The 25784-nt window shown below is 65.0% G+C and carries 23 protein-coding genes; 4 read left to right on the top strand and 19 right to left on the bottom strand.

The features are described from left to right. Window positions 1-54: 54 nt before the first annotated feature. A complete protein-coding gene (locus KVF90_RS04235) occupies window positions 55-2730 on the top strand; it encodes a TonB-dependent receptor (protein WP_264393605.1) in 2676 nt (891 codons plus the stop codon). 55 nt (window positions 2731-2785) lie between these two features. On the opposite strand, the gene KVF90_RS04230 is transcribed toward KVF90_RS04235, so the two are convergent. After that, window positions 2786-3826: a glycoside hydrolase family 43 protein gene (locus tag KVF90_RS04230; RefSeq protein WP_264393604.1), complete on the bottom strand. Its 1041-nt coding sequence runs from the start codon at window positions 3824-3826 to the stop codon at window positions 2786-2788. Window positions 3827-3968: 142 nt separating this feature from the next. On the opposite strand from KVF90_RS04230, the gene KVF90_RS04225 reads away from it, so the two are divergent. Beyond that, a complete protein-coding gene (locus KVF90_RS04225) occupies window positions 3969-5012 on the top strand; it encodes an aldose epimerase family protein (RefSeq protein ID WP_264393603.1) in 1044 nt (347 codons plus the stop codon). Window positions 5013-5020: 8 nt separating this feature from the next. Here KVF90_RS04225 and KVF90_RS04220 read toward each other — a convergent pair whose 3' ends face one another. Both KVF90_RS04220 and KVF90_RS04215 read right to left on the bottom strand, forming a co-directional pair. Then, window positions 5021-5185: a hypothetical protein gene (locus tag KVF90_RS04220; protein ID WP_264393602.1), complete on the bottom strand. Its 165-nt coding sequence runs from the start codon at window positions 5183-5185 to the stop codon at window positions 5021-5023. A 227-nt stretch (window positions 5186-5412) separates the two neighbouring features. Then, a complete protein-coding gene (locus KVF90_RS04215) occupies window positions 5413-6339 on the bottom strand; it encodes a glycoside hydrolase family 43 protein (RefSeq protein ID WP_264393601.1) in 927 nt (308 codons plus the stop codon). A 389-nt stretch (window positions 6340-6728) separates the two neighbouring features. Here KVF90_RS04215 and KVF90_RS04210 point away from each other — a divergent pair, with 389 nt between their 5' ends. Further along, window positions 6729-8924 carry a TonB-dependent receptor gene (locus KVF90_RS04210; RefSeq protein WP_264393600.1) on the top strand — a complete coding sequence of 732 codons (2196 nt, stop codon included), beginning with the start codon at window positions 6729-6731 and terminating at the stop codon, window positions 8922-8924. 76 nt (window positions 8925-9000) lie between these two features. Here KVF90_RS04210 and KVF90_RS04205 read toward each other — a convergent pair whose 3' ends face one another. The 5 genes from KVF90_RS04205 to putA all read right to left on the bottom strand — a co-directional run bounded on the left by KVF90_RS04205 (window position 9001) and on the right by putA (window position 15159). After that, window positions 9001-10176: a saccharopine dehydrogenase family protein gene (locus tag KVF90_RS04205; protein WP_264393599.1), complete on the bottom strand. Its 1176-nt coding sequence runs from the start codon at window positions 10174-10176 to the stop codon at window positions 9001-9003. A 61-nt stretch (window positions 10177-10237) separates the two neighbouring features. Then, window positions 10238-10792 (bottom strand): dCTP deaminase, encoded by a 555-nt coding sequence (gene dcd, locus KVF90_RS04200; protein WP_264394665.1) that lies wholly within the window; start codon window positions 10790-10792, stop codon window positions 10238-10240. 103 nt (window positions 10793-10895) lie between these two features. Then, window positions 10896-11279 carry a hypothetical protein gene (locus tag KVF90_RS04195; RefSeq protein ID WP_264393598.1) on the bottom strand — a complete coding sequence of 128 codons (384 nt, stop codon included), beginning with the start codon at window positions 11277-11279 and terminating at the stop codon, window positions 10896-10898. A 38-nt stretch (window positions 11280-11317) separates the two neighbouring features. Beyond that, the gene (locus tag KVF90_RS04190; protein ID WP_264393597.1) at window positions 11318-12022 is read right to left on the bottom strand and encodes an endonuclease/exonuclease/phosphatase family protein; all 705 of its coding nucleotides are present in this window, start codon (window positions 12020-12022) and stop codon (window positions 11318-11320) included. A gap of 8 nt (window positions 12023-12030) precedes the next feature. Then, complete coding sequence (putA, locus tag KVF90_RS04185; RefSeq protein WP_264393596.1) at window positions 12031-15159, bottom strand: bifunctional proline dehydrogenase/L-glutamate gamma-semialdehyde dehydrogenase PutA; 3129 nt, start codon at window positions 15157-15159, stop codon at window positions 12031-12033. Window positions 15160-15310: 151 nt separating this feature from the next. Here putA and KVF90_RS04180 point away from each other — a divergent pair, with 151 nt between their 5' ends. Further along, window positions 15311-15598 carry a YciI family protein gene (locus KVF90_RS04180; RefSeq protein ID WP_264393595.1) on the top strand — a complete coding sequence of 96 codons (288 nt, stop codon included), beginning with the start codon at window positions 15311-15313 and terminating at the stop codon, window positions 15596-15598. A gap of 3 nt (window positions 15599-15601) precedes the next feature. On the opposite strand, the gene KVF90_RS04175 is transcribed toward KVF90_RS04180, so the two are convergent. The 11 genes from KVF90_RS04175 to KVF90_RS04125 form a co-directional block, all read right to left on the bottom strand. Then, a complete protein-coding gene (locus tag KVF90_RS04175; RefSeq protein ID WP_264393594.1) occupies window positions 15602-16081 on the bottom strand; it encodes a hypothetical protein in 480 nt (159 codons plus the stop codon). A gap of 57 nt (window positions 16082-16138) precedes the next feature. Next, window positions 16139-17086 carry a toxic anion resistance protein gene (locus KVF90_RS04170; RefSeq protein WP_264393593.1) on the bottom strand — a complete coding sequence of 316 codons (948 nt, stop codon included), beginning with the start codon at window positions 17084-17086 and terminating at the stop codon, window positions 16139-16141. A gap of 18 nt (window positions 17087-17104) precedes the next feature. Beyond that, the gene (locus tag KVF90_RS04165; protein ID WP_264393592.1) at window positions 17105-18019 is read right to left on the bottom strand and encodes an HpcH/HpaI aldolase/citrate lyase family protein; all 915 of its coding nucleotides are present in this window, start codon (window positions 18017-18019) and stop codon (window positions 17105-17107) included. Then, window positions 18016-19116 (bottom strand): cysteine protease StiP family protein, encoded by a 1101-nt coding sequence (locus KVF90_RS04160; protein ID WP_264393591.1) that lies wholly within the window; start codon window positions 19114-19116, stop codon window positions 18016-18018. Before KVF90_RS04160 ends, KVF90_RS04165 begins: the two co-directional genes overlap by 4 nt. Beyond that, window positions 19100-19849 carry a sucrose-6-phosphate hydrolase gene (locus KVF90_RS04155; protein ID WP_264393590.1) on the bottom strand — a complete coding sequence of 250 codons (750 nt, stop codon included), beginning with the start codon at window positions 19847-19849 and terminating at the stop codon, window positions 19100-19102. The genes KVF90_RS04160 and KVF90_RS04155 overlap by 17 nt, the downstream gene beginning before the upstream one ends. Continuing rightward, complete coding sequence (locus tag KVF90_RS04150; protein WP_264393589.1) at window positions 19846-21006, bottom strand: phosphoribosyltransferase family protein; 1161 nt, start codon at window positions 21004-21006, stop codon at window positions 19846-19848. Before KVF90_RS04150 ends, KVF90_RS04155 begins: the two co-directional genes overlap by 4 nt. Continuing rightward, on the bottom strand, window positions 20999-22156 hold the full coding sequence (locus tag KVF90_RS04145) for a S1C family serine protease (RefSeq protein ID WP_264393588.1): 1158 nt from the start codon (window positions 22154-22156) through the stop codon (window positions 20999-21001). Before KVF90_RS04145 ends, KVF90_RS04150 begins: the two co-directional genes overlap by 8 nt. Window positions 22157-22175: 19 nt before the next feature. Beyond that, a complete protein-coding gene (locus tag KVF90_RS04140) occupies window positions 22176-22757 on the bottom strand; it encodes a TerD family protein (RefSeq protein WP_264393587.1) in 582 nt (193 codons plus the stop codon). Window positions 22758-22832: 75 nt separating this feature from the next. Beyond that, window positions 22833-23411: a TerD family protein gene (locus KVF90_RS04135; protein ID WP_264393586.1), complete on the bottom strand. Its 579-nt coding sequence runs from the start codon at window positions 23409-23411 to the stop codon at window positions 22833-22835. A 78-nt stretch (window positions 23412-23489) separates the two neighbouring features. Continuing rightward, window positions 23490-24542: a DUF475 domain-containing protein gene (locus KVF90_RS04130; RefSeq protein ID WP_264393584.1), complete on the bottom strand. Its 1053-nt coding sequence runs from the start codon at window positions 24540-24542 to the stop codon at window positions 23490-23492. A gap of 44 nt (window positions 24543-24586) precedes the next feature. Next, window positions 24587-25777 carry a TerD family protein gene (locus tag KVF90_RS04125; RefSeq protein WP_264393583.1) on the bottom strand — a complete coding sequence of 397 codons (1191 nt, stop codon included), beginning with the start codon at window positions 25775-25777 and terminating at the stop codon, window positions 24587-24589. Window positions 25778-25784: the final 7 nt, after the last annotated feature.

The following is a 25784-nucleotide window of genomic DNA, read 5'->3' as shown; positions in this document are numbered from 1 at the left end:
TAAGAGAGCCGCCTGGGCGGCCGGACCACAAGACAACAGCAAGGGGAGATGTTGATGCGTGCGATCACTTTGGGGCGGTGCTCGGCTACGGCCGTCGCTATAAGTCTGCTGGTCAGCGCGGCCCAAGCGCAGCAAACGCCGGATGATCAGTCGGCAGCCCCCGCCGATCCGGGCGGGGAAGTGGACGAGATCGTCGTCACGGGCTTGCGTGCCTCGCTTGAATCCGTGCGCAACATCCGGCGCAATTCCGACGAGATCGTCGATGCAGTTGTTGCCGAGGACATCGCCAAACTGCCCGATCTCAACACCGCACAGATTGCTGCGCGCATTCCGGGCGTGCAGGTCTACCGCCAAGGCGGGGAGGCGCAGAACGTGCTGGTGCGCGGGTTGCCCAACTTCACCACCACCTACAACGGGCGCGAGATTTTCACCGCCGAGACGCGGATCGTTGCGCTGCAGGACTTCCCGGCGGCGAACGTCGCCGCGCTGGAAGTCTACAAGACCTCCGCCGCCGACCTGATCGAGCCCGGCCTTGCCGGCCTGGTCAACGTGCGGTCGCGCATGCCATTTGATTTCGAGGACGGGCAGATCGCCGGTTCGGTCTGGGGTCTTTATACCGTTCAGGCCGACAAGCTGACGCCGAACTTCAACTTCCTCGCCACCAAGCGCTGGGACGTGGGTGACGGCGGCGAGTTCGGCGTGCTGCTCAACGCTTCGCGGGTCGAGATGACCTATCTTGATGCGGAAATTTCGAACACCGATTTCCTCCAGACTTTCCGCTCGGGCGGCACCACCCTGATCCCTGACGCGGGCGCAGGCACGGCGGCGCGATTCCCCGATATCCAGCGCCTGTTCTATCGCTCGGGCAACCGCGTGCGCCCTTCGGTCAATGGCGCGATCCAGTACAAGCCCACTCCCGATGTCGAGTTCTATCTCGAAGGCCTGTGGCAGGGCTTCCGCAACGAGATCGATGACCGGTTGCTGGCCGCCGAGCTGTTCAACGGCGCACAGGTTTCCAGCCTGCAATTCCGCGAAGGCACCAACATTGTGCGTAGCGGCACGGTCAACGCACCGCCAGGATCACTGTTCTCGTTTCAGGGCGCGACCCTCAACAAGACAGATACCTACCAGTTCGCAGGGGGCGCGAAGCTGACCTTCGACAAGCTCAACGTGAACATCGACATTGCGCGGACCGACAGCACCTTCACCGGCTCGACCGAATCCGTCGACCGCCGCTGGACGCGCGGACCAACGATCCAGTTCGATACCGACCGCCCCCAGTTCGAAATCACCAACATCGATCTCACCGACCCGTCGGAACAGTTTTTCGACGGGCTGTACGAACAGAACCAGCGCTCGGCAGGTGACGATTGGCAGCTGCGCGCCGACCTTGAGTATCTGGTCGACGGCGACTTCATCCGCAGTGTTCAGGCGGGTGTGCGCTACACCACTCGCGATGCGGTACGGCAATTCAGCGATCGCTTCGCGCGTCCCGGGACACCGACCAACGCGACAGCCCTGCCGGTCGAGTTCGACGTGTTCCGCGGTGTCGATGTCGGCGGCACCTATCGCTGGTCCGCGCCGACCTATTCCAGCATCCGCGAGAACATCGGCACGATCCGCCAATTGGTCGGCTTCGGCACCGACCCGGTTGCGGCGGGCCTGCTCTATACCGCCAATGAAACGAACCTTGCGGGATATGGCCAGGTCAACCTCGGCTCGGGTGACCTTCAGGGCACCGTCGGCGTACGCGTTGCCCGCGTGAAGACACGTGTCGCCGGCCCCGCGCCGACCGGCATTCCGCAGATCGACGAGGGCAGCACCGACACAGCGTGGCTACCCAATGCCAGCATCCGCTATCGCGTGACCCCGGACGTCCAGCTGCGCGCCGCGGTCTCCAAGACCCGCACTCTGCCGACCTTCCAGGACCTCAACCCCGCGCTGGTTCTGGCGCAGGCCCCGCAGACCCCGGACGGACTGGGCACGCCAGACCAGCCGCGTATCGGCTTCGGCGGCAACCCGTTCCTGAGTCCGTTCACCTCGTGGAACTTCGACGCGGCGGTGGAATACTACTTCACGCCGTCCGGCTTCATCTCGTTGAGCGGCTTCCACCGCGAAGTCGACGGATTCTTCCAGTCAGGCAACGTCGATCTTGAGGACACACCGGTCGGCTATCTGCGCATCTTCGCGCCAGTGAATGCGGGCAAGGGCCGCATCACCGGCTTGGAACTGCAAGGCCAGGCCTTTGCCGATTTCAACAGTCTGCCCGACTGGGCACAGGGCTTTGGGGTGCAGGTCAACGTCACCTATATCGACGGCAAGGTCGAACAGCCGGACGGCGCGGGCGGCTTCAGCCTACAGCCCATCACAGACCAGCTGAACGGCGTGTCCAAGTGGAACGCCAATATTGTCGGCATCTATGAGCGGTACGGGGCTTCGGTGCGGCTCTCCTATAACGACCGCTCCAGCTTCCGCGCGACCCAGCAGTTCCGCGGTGACGACATCTACACCGAAAACGCCCGCCCTGCTGGTCGCCTCGACCTGTCGCTGAGCTACAACATCAACGATGATTTCGCGATCTTCGGGGACTGGACCAACATCACCCGCGAACGGTTCCGGCAGGATTTCACCTCGGCCCGCAACGGCGCGCCCGAGGCGGAATTCATCCGTTACTTGCGGGATGACGAAAGCACCGTCTCACTCGGCGTGCGCTTCCGCTTCGGGCGCTAGGGCGTTCCGCAAGGGGCAGGCACAAGACGGTTTCTTGTGCCTGCCCCGGCGAAGATCACTTGGTCTTGGCAGGCGGACGCAGGCTGGTGCCGATCACAGGCTTGCTGCCTTCCCAGCCGAGCGGGGCGATATACATCTGCCTGCCCTTCTTCGCATTCTGGCACCCGCCCCGCGCGATGTGGGCGTGAAAGACTATGAATTGCCTCCCCCGCGCTTCAAACACCGCCTGATGGCCGGGTCCGCTGAGACAGCCCGCAGCGCGATCAGCATAGCTGTACAGGATCGGGTTTGCGGGCGCGTCCTTGCACGGACCCGCCGGTCCTTCGCAGACGGCATAGCCCATCGCGTAAGGTGACAGGCGCTGGTGCGACTCCCAGCCGAAGTGATTGGCCGAATAGAACAGCACATAATCGCCGCCCCGGCGCACCATGGTGGGCGACTCGATTACATGCGCTTCCCATGGCTGGTCGTTGTCGAGCAGCGCAACCGGCGCTCCGGTCAGGCCGAGGCCATCGGCGGTCATGGGCTGTACGAAGATCTCGGTAGGCTTGCCCACCGCGTTCGCATCCGCCTTGTAATAGAGATACAACTTCCCGTCCGCATCAAGGAAAGGGCTCGCGTCGATCGTGCCGCCCAGTTCCCGCTGGCATACCAGCGGTTCCTCAGCCTCGGACGTGAACGGGCCGAGCGGATCGGCGCTGGTCGCAACGCCGGTGCATTGCTGCCCGCTCGCCTTCTCGCGCGCGGTGAAGAACAGCAGGAAGCGGTCACCCAGCTTCATGACCTCGGGCGCCCAGGTCCAACCGCGGTCTGCCCAACGCGGCAGCACCGGCATGGCGTCGTGAAGCTTGTCCCCGTCCTTGAGCGGTGTCCAGCTCACCAGATCGGGCGACACTGCCATTTGCACATTGGCCTGATCGCGCATCGCATTGGTGGCGTAGGCGAGATAACGCCCTTCGTGCTCCACAATGAAGGGATCGGGAAAATTGACTGGATAGACCGCAATGAACGGCTGTTCGTCCTTGGCTGACGCTCCGGCGCAACCGAAGATGGCAAGGGACGCCGCAGAAAGGAAAAGGTTGATCGATGTGCGCACAGGTGCTCCTTGCCATGGTTGCCAAGCACGATCTGCGCTTCGCCGCTTGCTCGCTGCATATTATCATATAAATTAGCCAGAGATGAAAGAGCCACCTGCCATTCGCCAACAGCCGCGGGCGACCCGCGAAGTTTTCGGACACTTGGACCGTGGCCGCCCGGTCGAGGCGATTACGCTGGTGAACTGCCACGGCATGAGCGCGACCGTGCTCGCTTACGGGGCGACGCTGCAATCAGTGCGTGTGCCGGACCGCCATGGCGTGTTCGCTGATGTGACCCTCGGTCATGCCGAACTCGCGCCATATGTGGAACAGCCGCAGTTCTTCGGCTCGAGCGTCGGGAGGGTCGCCAACCGGATTGCCGGGGGGCGCTTCGCTCTGGATGGGCAGGAATTCCTTGTCCCGGTCAATGACGGACCCAATGCTCTCCATGGCGGACCGTGCGGTTTCGACAAGGCGCTCTGGACAGTGGTCGAAGCAACCGCAGACCCCGCGCCGAGAGTTGTGCTCACGCACATCAGTCCTGATGGCGATCAGGGCTTTCCCGGCACGTTGCAGGTCACTGCGACATACACCCTCAGCGATGACGGCGATCTGGCGATCGAATACCGTGCCCGCACCGACCGGCCGACCTTGGTCAACCTTACCAACCACGCGTACTGGAACCTTGCGGGCGAAAGTGCGCCGGGCGGAGCGATGGACCACGTGCTGACGATCCCCGCAGAACATTTCCTCCCCACCGACGCAGGCGCGATCCCCACTGGCGAGTTCGCTCCGGTTGAAGGCACGCCATTCGATTTTCGCACGCCTGCGGTCATCAGTGCGCGCGTGCGAGACGGTGCCGATGCACAAATCCGCATCGGCAGGGGCTATGATCACAACTGGGTGGTGGCGGCGGAGCGTAGCGAGGCGCCCAGACTGGTCGCGCGGCTCGAACATCCGCTCTCCGGCCGCGTGCTGGAAGTGCTTTCGACCGAGCCCGGCGTGCAGTTCTACTCGGGCAACTTCCTTGATGGCAGCAGCATCGGGAAGGCGGGACAATGCTACCGGATGGGCGATGGAATTGCGCTCGAACCGCAGATGTTCCCCGATGCCGCCAATCAGCCGGGCTTCGGCTCAATCCGCCTCGATCCCGACCAGGAGTATCGTCATACCCTGATCTTTCGTTTTAATATCGCCTCCAACTGACCGCCGATTCACGCGGTCAGATTGCGCTCGCATTCTTGCTCGTAGCTTTGTTCGAGCTGTCGCATGCTATGCTGCCGCCACTGGTCATAGCTGTAATCGATCTGCGAATTCTCGCCCTGTTGGGCTTCGGCTTGCTTAGGGCGTCGGGCAAGGCTTTCGCGCTCTATCGCCATCTCTGAATTCCTCGACATCTGGCGCGCCGCATTGGTGCAGCACTCTTGAGAGCACACTGTCCCATGCCCCGCCGACTAGCCCCCTATCCTGCATTAGCGTGTGTGTGCGTCCTGACGGGGGTATGGGGCGCCTTGGCAAGTCCCGGTGTATTGCCGCCGTCAGGACAAACGTGGATGGCCGAATGGCCGTGGCACTGGTTCATTGACGGATCGCAAGCCAAAAGATGTCAATTGCCGCGCCCGACGACTGGCCACCCGTTCCGCCATACCAAGTGATCAACAAGCATGATGCGGCGTGTGTTCACTTCATCCTGAGGTGCGCTGCGCGGTCTGTCTGCATCGACAGCATGGTAGAGAATGACCATCTTGCCATCGCCATCTTCGGCGACGGCATTGTGACCGGGGGCCACCCAGCCGGACGCCGCTTCCAGAATAACACCGTTGTTAGCAGGATTGACGCTGAACGGTCCCGTTGCACTGCGCGATCGCGCGACCATCACGGCATAGTGAGCGTTCGGCCCGCAGCAATTATCGCCGGAGAAGAACAGATAGTACCAGCCCTTGCGGTAAATCACCCATGGGGCCTCGACCAGCCTGCGATAGCTTGCCGGATCGTCTGTCTGCTCCACCGCGATCAGGTCGACAGGCGCGCTGCCGACCGCAAATGACATTCCATCGGGGGCCAATTCTTGCACCTTGATGGGACCAAAGCCCGACCCCCAGTACAGCAGACGCTTGCCGGTCCGTGGATCGTCGAAGACCATAGGATCAATGTTGATGAAACTCTCGCCGCACAGCAACGGTTTGCCCATGTCGGTAAACGGCCCGTCCGGCCGATCTGACGTAGCCACCGCAAGGCACAGCCCTTGCTCGGGATCGGCCAATGCTGAGTCCGGTTTGGCAGAATAGTGAAGGACATAGCGTTGTCCGAAACGGCTGACATGCGGCGCCCAGAAGTCTTGTGTCTGGCTGGCCCAGCCGGGCTTTTCGGGCAGAGCATCGCCGGCGCGCTCCCATTTGCGCAGATCAGACGATCGGGCGATCTGCACGTTGACCATGCGCCCATCTATCCGCCCCTGTGTGGCATAGGCGTAATAGGTGCCGTCATCAGCCCGGACGATCGCTGGATCGGGAAAGTCTGCATCGATCGCCACCCACGGCCCCGGCGGCAGTTCGTCCGGGCTTGCGGTGACGCATCCGGACAGGAGTAAAGCGAAAACTCCGACATGATATCGCATAGGTTACCGCCCCCGCGTCAGGACTAGGTGTCCCGTCAGATGAACTGGAAGACCGGCTGACTGGCGCCGACGTGACAGGACCATAACATCCAGCTCTCGCTTAAAGATCATATTTATCAGTTTTTTCTATCGAGTCTGCAAGCCTAGGGCTGATTTGGGGCGGGAAATCGCGCCCGACGGACGCAACCGTTCGTCGGCTACAAACCGCCGTCGGGCCAATTTTGGCTTGCATTCGACGAGCACGACGCTAGGCGCGTGATACGTTATCTCATTTATCCAATACCACCTTAGCAACGGGACCTCCCATGACTGACAGCAAGATCCGCCTTGCATCCTCGCGCCTCGCACTGGCCACTGTGCTGGGCCTCGCCTTCACCGCGACACCTGCTCTTGCCGACACGGCCGAGGCCGGTGCTGACGCGGCAGAGCAGCAGCCGGAAACCGGTACCGGCAAGGTCGAGGATGACGTCCATAACCGCCAGAGCGATGCGGGGGGCACCATCATCGTCAGCGCCAACGGGCTGAAGGAACTCGATCTCCTCGCCGGCACCAGCGTGCTGGAAATCCGCGAGATCCAGCGCGACGCCGTGACCGGACAGATCGGCGATCTGCTCACCAAGATCCCCGGCGTCTCGGCGACCAGCTTCGCCCCCGGCTCCTCACGCCCGGTCCTGCGCGGCCAGCAGGGCGAGCGCGTCCGCGTGCTGGTCGACGGTGTCGGCACCGCCGATGTGTCGAACACCTCGGTCGATCATGCCACCACGATCGAGCCCATCACGGTCGAACGGATCGAGGTGCTGCGCGGCCCTGCGGTGCTGCTGTACGGCAGCCAGGCAATCGGCGGTGCAGTCAACGTGATCGACAAGCGCATCCCGACACGGATGCCCGATGAAGACTTCCACCTCGATGCCTTTGGCGGTGTCGACAGCGCAACCAATCTGCGCACCGGCGCGGCCAGCCTCGATGTCGGGATCGGGTCGAACCTCGTGTTCCATGTCGACGGGTCGTGGCGCAAGACCGGCAACATGGAGATCGGCGGCTTCCAGCTCTCGCCCGAACTGCGTGAGGAACTGCTTGAGGAAGCGGCCGAAAAGCAGGCCGACGGCGAGCCTGAGGAAGCCGCGGAATACCGCGAAGCAGCTAACCAGCGCGGCTTCGTGCCCAACAGCGATATGGAAAGCTGGACGATCAACGCCGGTCTGGGCGTGATCCTGGGCGAAAGCACCTTCGGCGCCTCGCTCGGCTGGTACGATACCAATTACGGCGTCATCAAGCGCCCCGGTCTCGAGCATGCGCACGGCGAAGAAGGCGGGGAGGAAGAGGAGGGCGAGGAAATCGTCCGCATCGGACTCCAGCAGTTCCGCGCCGACTTCAAGGGCGACGCCTACCTCGGCGACGGCACCTTCGAACGGCTGAAGCTGCGTGTCGGCTATTCGGACTACACCCACACCGAATTCGAGGGGCCTGAAGTCGGGACCACCTTTGATTCGACCAGCGTCGAAGCGCGCGCCGAATTGGTACAGAACACCGGCGGCGCCCTGCGCGGGTCAAGCGGCATCCAGTACCTGCACCGGGACTTCTTCGCTGTAGGGGCAGAAGCCTATGTCCCGCCCAACCTGACCGATCAGTTTGCCGTCTTCACCCTTCAGGAATTCGGCACCGGCCCGTTCCAGATCGAAGCGGCTGCCCGCGGCGAGTTCACCAAGGTCGAGGCGCAGACCCTCGGCATCGAACGGGACTACGACACGTTCTCCGGCGCGCTCGGCTTCGTCTATGAAGGCGTCGAGGGCATTCGCATGGGCATCAACGGCTCGCGCGCCGAACGTGCGCCCAGCGCCGAGGAACTCTTCTCCAACGGACCGCACATCGCCACGCAGGCCTTCGAAATCGGCGATCCCGATCTCGAGACCGAAAGCGCGTGGGGCCTTGAAGCCTATGCCCGCGGCACTATCGGCGCGGGGACATTCAACTTCACCGTCTTCAAGCAGTGGTTCAACAACTACATCTTCCTTGAGGAAACCGGCGAGGAGGAAGACGATCTTCCCGTCTTCGAATACCTCCAGCAGGACGCCGACTTCTTCGGGATCGAAGCGGACATCAACTATCCGGTCATCGACACCGAAGGCTTCCGCCTGATCACCGATCTGCGCGCCTCCTATGTCGAGGCTGAACTCGCCGATGGCACCGCCGTCCCGCGCATCCCGCCGCTGAGCCTGCTCGGCGCGCTCGAAGCGCAGACCGGAGCCTTCGATGTTCGCGGCGAAGTGCAGTGGTTCGACAAGCAGGACCGCATCACCACCTTCGAAACGCCGACCAACAGCTTCACGCTGGTCAACGCGCTGGTGGCGTGGCGTCCGTTGGCGGACAACCAGAACGTGACCTTGCAGCTTGCCGCCGACAACATCTTCGATGTCAACGGCCGCCGCCATGCCAGCTTCACCAAGGACTTCGTGCCGCTGGTGGGCCGCAACTTCCGTGCGAGCGTGCGCCTCAGCTTCTGAGCCCGCTCAGACCCAGGTTCAGGGAGGGTCGCAATCGGGGCAGTCGGGATGACCGGCTGCCCCTTTTCGCGCGCACTCAGCTTTCGACCGCAAATGTCAGTTCGGCATGCTCTTCGAGCCGCTTGACCAGATCCTCGCCCAGGAAGCTCCCCGGCGTGCCGATCCCGCCCGGCTTGGTGCAGGAAAGCAGCCCGATCCCCGTCTCGCTCAGCATCCGGCAGGTGGAACCGTAACCCGGATCGTAACGACCCTTGACCCCGAATTGCAGGCGTCCCCCGTCAGCCATGTCGGCGACGAAGACGACATCATAGAAGCCGTTCTCACGCTCCTCCTTGGTCGGCCCCTCGCCCGGCTTGGGGGGCTTGGCGCCGAAGGGGTTCTTCATGAATTCGAGCGCCGCATTGGCCGCCGCCTTGCCCGCATCGCCGGGGCTGGTCAGCATCATCTCGTCATACTTGAAGTCGGTCCCGTAAGGGTGGCCGAGCAGGAAGTTGGTGCGGTGCACGTTCTTGGTGTTGATCGGTGCCATCACGAACGGCGCGGACCACTTGCCGAGGTCTTCCTCGTGGCTCGGGATCATGCCCGAGGGCTGGTCCGGCCCCTCGAAGCCCGGGGTCAGCGCAAAGGGATTGCGCAGCACGTTGATAAGGGAGGGGCTTTTCGCCGCCGCCTTCATCGTCGCGCCGAGGCTGGCGGCGGTGCCGCCGGAGAACGTCCCCTGCATGGCGCGCACACGGCCTCGGATGCGCGGCGCAGGCTTGCCGAACCGATCCACACAGGCCTTCTGCGTCATCATCACGCCGAGATCGAAGGGAATGGAATCGAAGCCTGACGAGAAGCAGATGCGCGCGCCGCTGGCTTCAGCGGCGGCTTGATGCTCGGCGATCTTCTCGGCCATCCACGCCGGTTCGCCGCACAGGTCGGCATAATCGGTGCCGGTCTTCACGCAGGCCGCCACCAGCTTGTCGCCATACAGCTGGTACGGGCCGACCGTTGTGAGGACCACGCGGGTGCGCGCGCACATGGCTTCGAGATCGGCGCTGTCATCGGCGTTGGCAACCACCAGCGGCGTGTTGGCCGGCGCGCCGATTTCGTCGCGCACTTCCTCCAGCTTGGCGAGGCTACGGCCCGCCATCGCCCACTTCGGCGCGTCATCGCGGCTGCCGTAATGGTGGGCGAGATACTCCGCCACAAGCCGCCCAGTGTAACCGGTGGCGCCATAGACGATGATGTCGAATTCGCGGGTGGTCATGCTTGGTCTCCTTTACGCTGACTGATGCGCGAGGGAGAGGGGCAAGTCTAGAGCAGTTGCCCTAGAGTCTGGGAAGGGTCACCCCGCGCTGGCCCATATATTTGCCTGCGCGGTCCTTGTAGCTGGTTTCGCAGCGTTCATTACCTTGCAGGAACAGGAACTGGCACGCGCCTTCATTGGCGTAGATTTTCGCGGGCAGCGGGGTGGTGTTGCTGAACTCCAGCGTGACGTGGCCCTCCCAGCCCGGCTCCAGCGGGGTGACGTTCACGATGATCCCGCAGCGCGCATAGGTGCTCTTGCCCAGACAGATCACCAGCACATCTTCCGGCACGCGAAAATATTCGACCGTGCGGGCCAGCGCGAAGGAATTGGGCGGGATGATGCAGCAATCGGTCTCGCGATCGACGAAGCTCTTCGGGTCGAACTGCTTGGGGTCGACCACCGAGCTGTCGACGTTCGTGAAAATCTTGAATTCCGGCGCGACCCGCGCGTCATAGCCGTAGGACGACAGGCCATAGGAGATCACCCCGTCGCGGCGCTGCGCCTCGACGAAAGGCTCGATCATGCCGTTTTCGAGCGCCTGAGTACGGATCCATTTATCGGAGAGAATCGCCATGGGAGAGAGATTCCCGATGGCGGGCGCGGCGGCAAGGGCAGGCTGAAACATATCCCCTCTCGCCTCATCGTCGCCCCAGCGTCATCCCAGCGGTCATTCGTGCTTAAGGTGACAGAACCTCGATCACCCGCCCAATTCCGATCAAGCGCACACCTTCTTGGATGCGCCATTCGCGGCCCTGATAAACTTGGTCCGCTAGGCCGGTCCAACCCAAGAAGGTGATTGTCGCCTCCATGGATTGGCCGGGGTGCAGTTCGCACCCGTCAGGAAGGTCGATGGCGCCGGCCGTCATGTTCAGGTCGTCCGGCCCAAAGAAGTTGTGATTGGGGCGATAGCTCCCTCTTATGGGATCGATACGACCGCTCTCTGAAGCCGGCAGCAGTCGCACCTCCGCCTTGACGGTCACGTCGCCCATGACTGCTTCATCCATTGAAGAACGATGGCGCAACAACCGTCCGTTTTCCACCCACTTCCGGCCCTCCAGCATCGCCCGCTCTTCGCCAGAAAGCGGTCATCCACCCAACCTCACCCCACCCCAAACTCCGCCCACACCGGCAGGTGATCGGACGCCGTCGTGGCAAGCGCGCTGCGGTGCACGCCACAGCCGTTCGCCACCAGCCCCCCGCAATGCATGATCCGGTCGAGCCGCCCCAACGGGCGACGCCCCGGAAAGCTGGGCCCGGGATCGAGCACCGTGAAATGCTTCCCGAATTCGCGAAAGCAGCCGGAATTGGCGCGCCATTCGTTGAGATCGCCCATCAGCACCGTAGGCCCCTGCCCGCGCGCCACATCGGCGAGCGCGGCGATGGCGCGGGCTTGCCGCACGCGCCACAGGCCCGACAGGTCGAGGTGCATGCCGAACACGCTTACCTGCGCCCCCGCCACTTCCAGCCTCGCCGTCACCACGCCGCGCGGTTCGAGGCAGGGGATGTGGATGATGTCATGGCCCACGATATTGACGTGACGCTTGGCCAGAATCGCATTGCCGTGCCAGCCCATCGAATCGTGCTGCACATCAAGCGGTACGGGAACGTAGTCGGTGTGCCCCTCGATCAGGAAGTGCGGGAGCACGGAGGCGCGGGTGCCGAAACGCAGGTCCGCCTCCTGCAGGCAGACAATATCGGCGTCCACCTCCTGCAAGACACGCAGGATGCGCGCCGGATCGCGCTTGCGGTCGGTCCCGACACCCTTGTGGATGTTGTAGCTTGCGACCTTGAAGCTGCGCGCCATCCTTCTGCCTAGCCCGCTGCCAGCAGGCTCGCATTGCCCCCGGCCGCCGTGGTGTCGATGCACATCACCCGCTCGGTGGCGAAGCGCGCGAGGTAGTGCGGGCCGCCCGCCTTGGGTCCGGTGCCGGACAGGCCCTCACCGCCGAAGGGCTGGCTTTCCACCACCGCGCCGATCTGGTTGCGGTTGACGTAGAAATTGCCGACCCGCGCATGGGCCTGCACGAAGCGCCGCGTCTCGGCGATGCGGCTGTGGAGGCCCAGGGTGAGGCCGAAGCCGGTGGCGTTGATGTCGGAGATCACCTTGCCCAGCTCGCCCGCGGCGAAGCGTACCACGTGGAGGACGGGGCCGAAATTCTCTCTGGCCAGGTCGGCGATAGAGCCGATCTCGATGATCGTCGGCGCAACGAAATGCCCGCTGGTGGGGGTCTCGGGAAGGCGTTCCACCTTGAGGCCCTTCGCGATGCAATCGGCGATGTGCGCTTCGAGCAGCGCCTTCGCCTCTGCGTCGATTACCGGACCGACATCGGTGGCGAGATCAGCGGGATCGCCCACGGTCAGCGCCGCGAAGCCGCCGCGGATCATCTCCAGCACGCCCTCGGCAATGTCCTCCTGCACATAGAGTACCCGCAATGCCGAGCAGCGCTGCCCTGCGCTCTGGAAGGCGCTGCCGAGAACGTCGCGCACCACCTGTTCGGGGAGCGCGGAGCTGTCGACGATCATCGCGTTCTGCCCGCCGGTCTCGGCGATCAGCGTGGCGATCGGCCCGTCGCGGTTCGCCAGCGCACGGTTGATCGCCTTGGCGGTCTCGGTCGAGCCGGTGAAGGCGACGCCCGCAAGTCGCGGGTCGGCGGTGATCAGCTGGCCGACCTCGCCTGCGCCGGGGAGCAGTTGCAGCGCCTCGGGCGGAATGCCGGCCTGATGGCACAGCTTGACCGCCAGCGCCGCGATCAGTGGGGTTTGCTCGGCGGGCTTGGCGATGACGGAATTGCCCGCCGCCAGCGCGGCCGAGGCCATGCCGATGAAGATCGCGAGCGGGAAGTTCCACGGGCTGATCGTGGCGAAGACGCCGCGGCCGTGGAGCGAGAGCGAGTTTTCCTCGCCGGTCGGGCCAGGGAGGATCGTGGGTGCGCTGAACTGGCGCCGCGCCTCGGCAGCGTAGTAGCGCAGGAAGTCGACCGCCTCGCGCAGCTCCAGCACGCTATCGAGCAGCGTCTTGCCGGCTTCGCGCTGGCACAGGCTGAGGAATTCCGCCGCGTTCGCTTCGAACAGGTCGGCGGCTTCCTTGAGCAGCAGCGCGCGCGTTTCGCCGCCCAGCGCGTCCCAGCCGGGCTGGATCGCAGCGGCGCGGGTGAGGGCGGCCTCCACCTCTTCAGCTGTGGCATCGCGGCGGGTGCCGACGACGTGCGACGGATCATGCGGTGAGCTTACGTTGACCACCGCACCCGCCTGCGCGCCCGCGAAGGTCGGCGCTGCCTGCCACGTGGCACTCTCCAGCATCGCCAACCGCTCCAGCAGCGGCCCGCGCACCAGCGGGTCGCTCAGGTCGATCCCGGCGCTATTCTGGCGCTGGCCGAAGATGTCCCTCGGCAGCGGGATCGCCGGATTGCGGCGCGGGCTGAGTGCGGCAAGCTCTGCCACCGGATCGCCCACCAGTTCCTCGGCCGGAATATCGGCATCGCCCATGCGATTGACGAAGCTGGTGTTCGCCCCGTTCTCGAGCAGGCGGCGCACCAGATAGGCGAGCAATTCCTTGTGCCCGCCGACCGGAGCATAGATGCGCACCGGCGTGCGCTGGTTGCCCTCCAGAGAGTGGAGCGCGTCATAGACCTCCTCGCCCATGCCGTGGAGCCTTTGAAACTCGAAGGGACGCCCGCCTGCCAAGTGCTTGATCGCGCCGATGGTGTAGGCGTTGTGCGTGGCAAAGGCCGGGCGGATCACGTCGCTGTGTTCAAACAGCCGCGCCGCGCAGGCGAGGTAGCTGACATCGGTCGCGACCTTGCGGGTAAACACCGGATAGTCGTTATACCCGCCCACCTGCGAAAGCTTCACCTCGCTGTCCCAATAGGCGCCCTTGACCAGCCGCACGAACAGCTTGCGCCCGTGTCGCCGCGCCAGCTTCCCCGCCCAGTCGCACACGGCGACCCCGCGCTTCTGATACGCCTGGATGGCGAGGCCGAAGCCCTCCCAGCGGCTGCCATCGGGGCGGCGGAACAGGTCATCATCGGCGACCAGATCCTCGATGATGTCCATGCTGAGTTCGAGCCGCTCGGCCTCCTCGGCGTCGATGGTGAAGTGGATGTCCGCATCGCGGGCCTTCAGCGCGAGCGCCTTGACCATCGGTACCATCGCCGCGCGGGCCTCGGCGGCGTTGAAGAAGGTGTATTTGGGGTGGAGCGCCGACAGCTTGACCGAAATCCCCGGCGAACCTGCGACCCCTGCCCCCGCCTCACGCGCCAGCCGCTCAAGCGCGGCTTGGTAGCTGAGCCGGTACTTCTCGGCATCGGCAAAGGTCATCGCTGCCTCGCCGAGCATGTCGAAAGAGTGGGTGATCCCCCGGGCGCGTTCGGGCGCGGCGCGCTTCAGCGCTTCGTCGATTGTCCGGCCAAATACGAATTGCCCGCCAAGGATCTTCATCGCCTGGCCGGTCGCGGTGCGGATCACCGGCTCGCCCAGCCGGTTCATCGCGCGCTTGAAGGCGCTGCCCAGCCCCTTCTGCCGCGCATCTGGCGGATCGAGCACTTCGCCCGTCAGCATCAGCGAGAATGTCGCCGCGTTGACGAAGGTCGAGGCGCTTTCGCCCAGATGTTCGCCCCAGTCGATGCTGCCGATCTTGTCCTTTATCAGCGCGTCCGCGGTGGCGGCATCGGGCACGCGCAGCAGCGCTTCGGCAAGGCACATCAGCGCGATGCCTTCTTCTGTATCGAGGCCGTATTGCTGCAGGAAAGCGTCAATCCCGCTCGCCTTCTTGCCGCGCGCACCTTCGATCAGGTCGATGGCGAGCCGCGCCGCTGCGCCATGCACCTGCGCTGCCGGGGCCGCCTGCTCCAGCCGCTCGGCAATGCAGGCTTCCTCGTCTTGCCGATAGGCGCGGCGCAGCTCGGCGCGGTCGATAGAAGGGGCGGCGGAATAGTCGGCCATCTGGTTTCACCTGAAACGATTCGCGGAGGAATGTCCGGCCCTCTGAACCTGCCAAGGCTGCGCTTCAAGCGCGGGTTTTGCAACGCCTGTCCTTGACCCTAGCCACGGCCAGCGGTTAGCCTTGCGCGGGATTAACAGGGGTCACACCAAGATGCGGATGTTCTGCTTCCACTGCCGCGACGGAGAGGATGGCGGACGGCTGCGTGCGATCCACCGCCCCGCGCATCTCGATTTCATCCATGCCAATGCCGATCATTTCGTCATCGTAGGCCCGCTGAAACGCGCCGATGGGTTGATCATCGGCTCGCTGCTGATCGTGAAGGCCGCAGACGAAGCCGCCGCGCGCGCCATTCTGGCGGATGATCCCTATCTCACTGGCGGGGTGTGGCAGCTGATCCGGGTGGATGAATTCACCCCGCTGCTGGGAGACTGGGCCTAAGCCTTACCCGAACGGGTCGTTGTCGCTGTACCGGCGACTGATGAAAGCGGCATTGCTGGAAAAGGCGTCGAGGTCGTGCTGCGCGAGGTTGCGCGCGATCTCGTCGATCCGGCCCTGCATCGTGTCGAGGCTTTCCTCCAGAATGAAACTCGCCGACTTGCCAGCCTTGCGGAAGATTTCGGCACGGTGGGCGGCGGGGATGTCGATATAGCTCTTGACCAGCTTGGGCAGGTGCTCATCGCGCATCAGCTCGATCTCGGTGCGGCTGACGGCCTGCACCTGTTCGCGGTCCATCATCGCTTCGACCTCGGTCAGGCTGGCGAGGATGGCGCGGATCTTGGCGCGCGCACCGGTCGGCACACGCTCGTCATCATAATCGAACGCAGGCTTGCGCGGCGCAGGCGAAGGCGCCGCGGAAGGGGCAGGGCCTGCCTCCGGCTCGGGCGCAGCAAACATTTTCCTGAGCGAATCAAACAAGCCCACGAACCTTCACGTCTCCACTGGCCGGCGATTGTCCGGCGTGCTGTCTTAGACCCTGTTTCACCGGGGTGGAAGCATCGACATTGCCGCGCGCTCGGTATCGAGCCGGTCTAGCGCATCGTAAAGACGGGCGAAGGCCGACTGCAAGGCTTGCGCCCGGTCGTCATCGGGCGTGCCGTCCTCGGCAATGAGGTTGCTCGCCGCCTGCCTCAGGCTGGCAATGCCATCCAGCACTAGTTCCTGTTGCGCGATCAACCGCGCGGCCTCGATGGCGGTGCGCAGGACCAGCACCATGGTGGCGATGGCCTGATCGATGCCCTCGATCAGGCGCAGGTTGGTGGCGGTGACGATTGCACGCATGGACACCGCTTGTGCGGCCAGCGCGCGCGCCTCGGCAATGTCGCGCATCCGGGACTGGACAGCGGACAGGGCGTCCGACCGCAGCCGCCGCGCCTTCATCGGTTCGCGTGCGTCCAGCGCCTCGGCGCGGGCAGCAAGGGTCAAGGCGACCTCCTCGGCGAATAGCGCGTGCTCCATCAGTTCAGCGAGCAGCGGGGTGATCCCCGCCTGCTCGCCCTCGATCCCGACATTGGCGCGCAGCAAGGCGTCCCGTTCGCGAGTCAGCGAAGCGAGTGCGGCTTCGATCCGGCTCTGGCTTTCGCGATAGCGGCGGAAATAGGCCTTGGGATCGGGGGTCGATGAAAACAGGCCCCAGCGCCGCCCGCCTCCTGCCAGATTGCCCTGCCGCAGCGGTTCAAGGCTCTGGGCGAGGCTGCGCAGGCCCGCGATGGCGCGCGCGATGCCATCGGTCGGCGGCGGGGCGACATGGGCGAGGCTGCCCGCATGGCGCGCGGACAGCTTCAGGATCGCATCGCGCCCCAGCCCTTCGATCGCTTCAAGCTTGTGATCGAAGGCGGGGCTGAGCGGCTCGATCAGCAGCAGTTCGGCGACATATTTCATCGCCTGCCCGGCAAGTTCGGCGTGGCGGCGTTTGGTGATGGGGGACACGGCCCAGGTCGCCCGACGTCAGGCCACCCGCGTCGGCTGTTGCGGGAAGCCGGGAGCAGCGCCGCGCAAGCCGTGGACCCGCGCCCGGTCCAACACGCCCGCCGCCCAGCGTGCATGGGTGGTCGGCTCGCACATGCTGCCGCCATGGCCGAACACCGCCTGCGCCTCGCGCGCTAGGATCGCGCGGGCTTCCTCTTCCTCGCCGGAGGAAGGGCGCAGCGCTTCGTGGATGATGCCGACCTGAACGGGATGGATCGCGGTCTTGGTCAGCAGCCCATGCTCCAGATCGCGCGCCACTTCCTCGCGCAGCAAATCGCTTTGCGCGTAATGCTCGAACACCGGGGCGGACAGCGCCATGCCTTCGGGCAGGAACACGCTCGCCATCGTCGCAATCGCCAGGCCCAGCGGCCCATCATAAGCGGTGCGCACCCGCGAGCGGCGCACGCCGAGCAGGTTGAGAATGTCATTCCCGCCGATCCGCACGGCATGGACCCGATCGCCCAGCGGTTGGAGGGTGCGGGCCATCTGCGTCAGCGCCGCACGGTCGAAGGCCTCGGCGCTCTCGACGGTCGGCATGATCCCGTGATCCGCGCCTTCGAGCCGCGCCAGCCAGCCCGGAAGATTGGCGGTCGTCACCTTGGGCAGGACAAAGCCCGCCAGCCGCTCGATCCCCGGCTGCGCCTGCATCCAGGTCAGCATCTCGGGTCCGCGCGGGCGGGTATAGGCGATCAGCTGCGGCGGGGCGGCTTCAAGCGCGCGCAGGGTTTCGCAGAACACCGCCTGCGCCGCGCTGACATCCGCCTCGTGGAGCGAATCCTCAAGGCAGATCACCACCGAGCGCAAGTCGGGATTGTCACCGGCCAGCACCTCGGCAAGGCGCGGGTGCTGCACCGGGATATAGAGCGTCGCGCCCAGTTCCACCGCTTTCGTCATCCGATGTCTCCTGCCTTCGCAATCAAGGTTACGGCGCGATAGTTGCCAAGTTCCCGCTGATGCACCTTTACCCCCGATTGTTCCGCAAGGTGCAGCAAATGCGCAACTTCTTCGTCGGCCCGGTCGCGTACGAACACCGCCTCGGGCACCCGGCGCAACACGGCGCGGGTCGCCTCGGCAATGCCGGGCTTGATGCGGTTGCGGTTGGTGACAGCGAATTCGTCCATCAGTCCCTCGACCAGCGCGGCGCAGGCGGCGCGGCTTTCGCGTGCGTCGGCAGGGTTCCAGCCGGGGTGATCGGCGCGGGAGGGCGCGGCGGCCTCGACCGCGGCGATAAAGGCGCGCGACTGGTCGGCGGCGGCATGTTCGGTGAGGTGGCGGCAGGCATGGAACTCGCCCGCGCCCACCAGATCATCGCTCAGCACAGAGCGGCTGACCAGCCCCGAAGCGATCCCGCCGAGGATACCGGAGGGGATGAGATAATCTTCCGACGTGGCGGCCAGCGAGGCGCAGCCCGCCGGATCGGCCACCACCGCGAGGAAGGGGGCAAAGCCGGTCGCGCCATCGCCAAGGCTCGCTTCAAGCTCGCCGGTGATCGCGCCCTTGCCCGTCCAACCGTCGACAAACACCGCGTCCGCCGCGCCGCGTGCAGCAGCGATGTGGGCGAGCGCGGCCCGGTCGATCCCGCGCCCGCGAATGATGCTGACCGAATAATGCACCGTCTCGATGCCCCGGCGCAGCAAGGCGCGGCGCAGCAGCACGCCGATGGGCGTGCCCGCGCGGGCGAGCGAGATGATGGTGCAACTGCGCGACGTTTCCGGCCTTGCGGCGATGGCCTCGGCCAACGTCTCGACATCGCGCCGCACCCGCCCGCCATTGCGTGCCAGCGCGGCGTGGTAGAGATCGAGGTAGCGCGCATCGGGCAGGCGCTCTTCCGACAACATCTCCGAATAATGCCGCGCGCCCGACTGGATCAGCGCCTCCTTCTCGCGCACGCCGGTCAGACCGATCGTGGCGGGCTTGAGGAGGAAGGTCACATCCTCGGGGGCGTAGGAACCGTGAAACGGGGTCATGCGCAGCTCAATCGATCCAGTCATGGCCGTGCGCGATATGCTGCCACAGCTGCGCCTGCGTCGGGATCATCGCCATGTCGGCCAGATCGAGGAAGCCCGCGTCCGACCAGCTATCACCGATGCCGATGACCAGCCGCTCGGGTGTCGCGACGCGCACCTGTTCGAGCATGTAACGCACCGCCGCGCGCTTGCTGAGCCATGGGGGGAGAAAGGCAAGGTTGTTGCCATTGGCGTGAATGCGCCAGCCCTGCGGCAGGCGCGCAGCCAGCGCCTCGGCCAGCGCAGTGAGGGCAGGGACATCGCCGTGATTGCTCTTGATGACGATGTAGAGATCGAGCCCGTCTTCGCTCACCAGCCAGTGGCGGTATGCCTCGCCGCACAGCCCGCTCACCAGCGCTGGATAGAGCGCGGCGGGAGCGGTGCTCGCCTGCGCCTCGGCTTCGAGCAGGCGGTGCCAAGCCGCGTCGGGCGTGCCATCGGCGGTCAGGATGCAGCCGCCATTGGCGCAGATCGCCGGGGCCTGTGCAATGGCGACCCGCGCCAGCACCTCGCGGCTGCGCGCGGTGACGGGGACGACCTCACCATGCGCCAGCCACGCCATCAGCGCCTGCTGCGGAGGGGTGGCGTAGCCGCTGGGCGCACCATCGGCGAGGCGGCTCATCAGGCGCAGCGATTCCTCCGGCCAGTCCCCGCACTTGGGGCGGGTCTGGAACAGGCTGTCATCGAGATCGGCCAGAATAAGGGGGCGAGTGGTCATCGCGCGTCGCCATAGCGGCACAGTACGAGTTCGACCATCGCAGCGCTGCCCGCTTCGGCGATCCAGCGCGCCAACTCGTCGGCCTGCGTTCCGGCGATCTCGGCGGCGATCACGATCCGGTCGGGCCGGTGGGCGAGCAGATTATAAACATGGCAGGTCGCGCCCGATCCATAGGCGTCGGCAAGCGTGGTGACGCTCTGCATCGCGTGGCCGATCAACGCGGGGGTGCGGGTGATCGACTGGATGGCGGCAATGCCGCCCTGCGCCGCGATCTCTTCGGCAATCCGCAGCGCCTCGTAGGCATGCTCGCCATCGCCAAGCACCAGCACCCGCTCGCCGGGCGCAGCGTTGATGGGGGCGCGGGTCGCAGCCTCGGGCGCTAGCAACCCGGTGCGGCTGCGCATGCCGCTGGCGGGGGCGGTGCCGTGGCGGTTAGCGGTTGCAGCGAGCGTCGCGGCGGCCTGCCCTGCGCCGGGCGTCCATTCGAGCGCCCCCGCGATCAGCGCGTGTGCGGCGGCGGGGCGCGGCATCCGGGGGATGAAGCCGCCCGCGCTCCAGTCGGTCAGGCTGGCACAGTGCACCGTCTCCAGCGCAGGCAGCGCCGCAACCAGCGCCTCTGCCGCCTCGACGAAGGTGTTGCCGGTGCTGCATTCGTCATCGACGATCACGAGGCTGCGCGCAGCGGCGAGCAACGGTTCGATCTCGGCGCTGACCTGCACCATGTGGGATGCGGCGTGGCTATGGCCTTCCTCGAAGCGGGTGAGGATTGGCGCGCCCGCCACAATCTGGCGGCTGCTCTGGATGTAGGCGCTGGCGGCATCAGGATGGCGCAGACGCCACGCCGCCCAGACGCTTTGGGCAAGGCCTGTCGCGGTCTCGGCCATGCCGCAGAACAGCACTGGCCCCGGCAAGTCGCCGGGGATCTGCGCCGCCAATGCATCGGCGGCGGCGCGCAAGGCCTGCGGCGGGGTTAGCAAGTGCCGTCCCAGCACCCGCGAGACGATCAGGAACCCGCGCTTGGGATTGGCACGGGCCGCAAAGTCGCACAGTTCGGCGACCCGCGCGGGCGAGACCCCGCGCAGCACCAGGCGGCCGGTCGGCAGTTCGACCGTAACCATGTCCTCAGCCGGGCCGGATACCCGCGCCTGATCAGGCATGAACGATGATGCTGACCACCGCGTTGCGCGCCCGGCCCACGACATTGCGGCGCAGATTGTCGGTCGAGATCGCCAGGGGCGGCAAGTCCGCCCCCGCCGCTGCCGCCATCTCGAACACCAGCGCGGCGCGGATGCCGAAATTGACGTTCTCCGAAATCGACCCGCGGTTGCGCATATTGTCATGCGCCAGGCTCGCCGAGGTGATGCCGACCAGATTGCCGAATTCGTCGATGATCGCCCCGCCCGACGATCCCGAACCGATCGGCGCGCTGAACTGGAAGCGCGTGATATCGCCGCCACCGCCGGTCAGGCCCGAGACATTGCCGGTTGTTACCTTGAGATCGGCGCCCAGCACGTCAATCAGCGGGAAGCCCGCCGCCATGATATCCTCGCCGAGGAACAGCGGCGACCCGATCCTGAGCGGCAGAGGCGCGCCCGCCGTCTGGCAGCGCAACAGCGCCAGATCGTGCTGCGCATCAACCGCCAGCGTCACCGCGACATCGCGTGCGGGGCCGATTTCGAAACGCTGGCCGTCCTCGATCACATGGGCGTTGGTGACGATCAGATCGGGCGCAATCAGCACGCCGCTGCCCGTCCCAAGCATCTGCCCCGGCACCGGCTTCGGGCGGTTATGCCCGCGCCCGTCGGGATGAGGGATCGGGCCGTTCCCCGGTGGCGGCACCGAAGGGGCGTTGCGATAGGGCACCTCGACCTCGCCCAGATTGCGCGCCCGGACATAGGCGTCGATACCGAAGGTGAAACCCTCGTTTGCCACCTTCATCCGCCGCTCGCCATTGCGGGTATAGATCTCGGCGAGGATCACTGCGGCGAGCTGTTCGGTCGGCGGCGGCATCACATGGGTGGTGCCGTCGACTTCGAAATGGATCGGGTAGGCGGCGTTGGTGAAGCCGCCGTGGCGATCATCCATGACATAGGCGACAATCTCGAAATCGCCTTCCAGCTCGGCCATGCCGCCCATGAACCAGTGCTGCGGATCGATCCGTTCAAAGGCGAGCACCCGCCCGCCTTGGCCGCCACCCGTCCCGATCGCGGCAATGGCAATGCGCTGGCCTTCCGGCCCTTCCAAACGGATGCGGCAATCGGCCTTGGGGCTGATTGCGATCCGCTGTCCGGGCTGGGCGGGCTGCATGACGGCGTTGCTCGCCAGATCAGCCGATGTTGACGCCCATCGCGCCCGCAAGACCGCCAAGGCCGCTGCGCCAGCCTTCGCCGATCGCCTTGACCTTGATGTCGCCGGCAGGGCCGCGATAGAGTTCGACGAAGATCATCGCCACGTTCATCGAGGCGTCTTCGGACAGGTCGTAACGCGCCAGTTCCTTGCCGTCGGCCTCGTTGACCACGCGGGCGAAGGCGTTCTGCACCGAGCCGAAGTTCTGCCCGTTGATCTCGCCTTCATGGATCGTCACCGCGATCACCACCTTCTTGGCAGCGGGGGTGAGCTTGGCGAAATCGATCCTGATCGTCTCGTCATCGCCCGCGCCATCGCCGGTGCGGTTGTCGCCGCTATAGACCACGGCGCCATCGGGCGAGGTCTTGTTGTTGTAGAACACGAAATTCGCGTCCGAGAGCACCTTGTCATTTTCCCCGATCACGAACGCCGAAGCGTCCAGATCGAAGGCCGCGCCATCGGTGCGCCGCACGTCCCAGCCGAGTCCGACCGTGACCGCACTGAGCCCCGGCGCTTCCTTCGACAGCGAGACATTGCCGCCCTTGCTGAGCGAAACCGCCATATTCCCTGATCCTTGTAAAATTTGAGTGCGCGCGGGAGCCGGTCGCCTAACCGTGCCCCGCGCGCGGTTCAGCCCTTAGCCGACATTGACCCCGAAATGCGAGGCGAGCGGACCAAGCCCGCCGCGGAAGCCCTGTCCCACGGCGCGGAACTTCCACTCGGCTCCGTGGCGATAGACCTCGCCGAGGATCATCGCGGTTTCGACCGAGGCGTCTTCCGACAGGTCGAAGCGCACGACTTCGTTGTTGTTGCTGGCATCGACTAGGCGGATGAAGGCGTTGGACACCTGACCGAAGGTCTGGCCATTCTCGTCGCCATTGTAGATCGTCACCACGACCGCAACCTTGTCGACATCGGCGGGCAGCTTCGAGAGAGTGACCTCGATCTGTTCGTCATCGCCGTCACCTTCGCCGGTGCGGTTGTCGCCCTGGTGGACCACTGCGCCGCCAGCGACGTTCTTGTTGTTGAAGAAGCAGAAATCGGTATCGGCGCGAACCTTGCCGCCCGCGTTGCACAGGAAGGCCGATGCATCGAGGTCGAAATCCTGACCATCGGTCGCACGCACATCCCAGCCGAGGCCGATCATGATGCGGTCAAGCCCGGGGGCTTCCTTCGACAGGCTGAGATTGCCACCCTTTGACAGCGAGATAGCCATAATCCGTCTTCCTTTCTCAAATCCGGCGGCGACCGGAACCGTCCCGGCCGCCGCCCGAGGTAAATTCTGCGCCGTGCCTCAGGCCAGCGCGTCCTCCGGCTCCCCTTCCGGGTTCGCCTTGTTCCAACGCACCGACGACCAGAACGCGAGCCCGATCAGCACCGCGCCGATCAGGCCGGTGATGACTTCGGGGATATGCGCGAACGTGTTGACGAACATGATGATCGCCAAGGCCATGATCGCATAGAAGGCGCCGTGTTCGAGATAGCGGTATTCCGACATCGTCCCCTTGCGCACCAGGAAGATCGTCATCGAACGCACGAACATCGCACCGATACCAAGGCCGATGGCGATGATGATCAGGTTGTTGGTCAGCGCGAACGCCCCGATCACCCCGTCGAACGAGAAGCTGGCGTCGAGCACTTCGAGATACAGGAACGCCCCGAAACCGGCCTTAGCGACATCGCCTGTGGTGGGCGTGGGCGGTTCGAGCAGGTGGTTGACGATCTCGACCGCAAGATAGACCAGCAGGCCCGCAATGGCCGCGATGATGAAGGTCAGCGCATCAGCCGGCGCGAGCATGGTGGACGTCGCCCAGATAGCCGCCAGCACCAGCCCGATCGCAATCGCCTCGATCTCGGCCACCTTGGACAGCGGGCGCTCGATCGCGGCGATCCAGTCGACCTCCTTTTCGGAATCGAAGAAGTACTTGAGGCCGACCATGCCCAGAAACGCACCGCCGAAGCCCATCAGGCCGATATGCGCGTCGCTGACGATGCGCTGGTATTCGGTCGGCTCGTTCAGCGCGAGCTTGATCGCTTCGACAGGGCCCAGCGAGGCCGCGACCATCACGATCACCAGCGGGAACACGATCCGCATCCCGAACACCGCAATCGCGATCCCCCAGGTCAGGAAGCGCTGCTGCCAGACCGGGTCCATGTCCTTGAGCACCGAGGCGTTGACCGCGGCGTTATCGAATGACAGCGAAACTTCCAGCACGGCCAGCACCGCGCAGATCCAGACGATCCCCAGCATGCCGTCGATCGTGCCGGTCAGCTCCCAGCCGTACCAGCCCCCCAGAATCAGACCGAACAGAGTGAACAGCAGCGAACCGCCGAAATGCTTGAACATCGAATAATTATCCTTCTGGCCGCTTCATACGGCAGTCTTGTTGCTCAGTCCTTACTGCCGCGCGCCCACTGAAGATAGACGCCGATATCCTCGGCAAAGGGTTTCTGGCTGGAATAGAAGCGCATCAGGCGGCTCATCTTGAGCTCGCCGCCGACATTGTCGATCACCGCGATCCCGCATAGCCGCTCGCGGCTGCCGGTTTCGTCCATCCGCACCTCGATCTCGGGCTGGCCGGGAATGTTGAGCCGGACCACCCCATCGGTCTCGCCCCAGTTGGGCGCACCTTCATAGATCAGGGCGAACACGCCGATGCGGCGGATATAGTCGAAATACTGGCCATTGACGCGGATCGTCTCACCGGCCGCGACCGCGCCGGTGCGGTCATCGCCCGACAGTTCGATAAAGGGCGGCTGGTTATACGCGCCGAAGCTGCGTCCCAGCGCCTGGATGCAGCCTGCACCCATGCCGTCGGCCAGTTCGAAGATCACGCCCAGATCAAGGTCAAGCTGCTGCGTCCCGCCGAAGAAGCCCTTCTTCTGCGTCCGCGCAGTCCAGTTGAGGTTGAGCACGATCTCGCCGAAGGTGTTGCCCTGCTTCTTGAGGCTGACCGAAGAATTACCTTTGTCGAGGCTGATTTTCTTCAGGCTGACCGGCGCCGCAGGGGCTGGTGGCGGAGGCGGAGGCGGAGGCGGCGGGGGTGCCGGAGGAGGGGGTGGCGGTGGCGGCGGTGCGGGGGCATCTTCCACTTCCCCGCCGAAATGCCCGATCAGCGCGCCAAGCCCGCCTGCAAAGCCAGCCGCAATCGTGCCGATCTTCCAGCCGGAGGAATGGCGGTAAATCTCCGCCATCATCACGGCTTTTTCGTTCGAGAGGTGCGCGGCGACGTCGAAGCTCGCCTTGCCGCCATCAATGCTCACCAGCAGCGGGCGGGATTCGCCCACGGCGCGGCTGTCATGGGTGGCGGTGAAGACGATGCGGTCGATCGTCGCCGGGAGCTTGTCGAGATCGAGCGTGAAACTCGCCGCGTTGCCAGCGCTGCTCATCCGCACTTCGCCGCCGGGGCTGGCAGGGTTGGAGAACAGCACGACATAGCGGTCATCGCCGATCTTCTGCCCGGGTTCGAGCCCGAAGGCGGCAATGTCGATGCCGTCCATGCCGAACTCGACCTTGACCTCGCATTGCGGGCCAACCCCGAGATCGGACAGGGAGCGTTTCTCCCCACGTTGCAACTGCATCGGAATG

It is taken from the genome of Porphyrobacter sp. ULC335, assembly GCF_025917005.1.
In the GTDB taxonomy this organism is placed as follows: Bacteria; Pseudomonadota; Alphaproteobacteria; order Sphingomonadales; family Sphingomonadaceae; genus Erythrobacter.
This window is presented reverse-complemented; position numbering and strand designations above follow the sequence as displayed.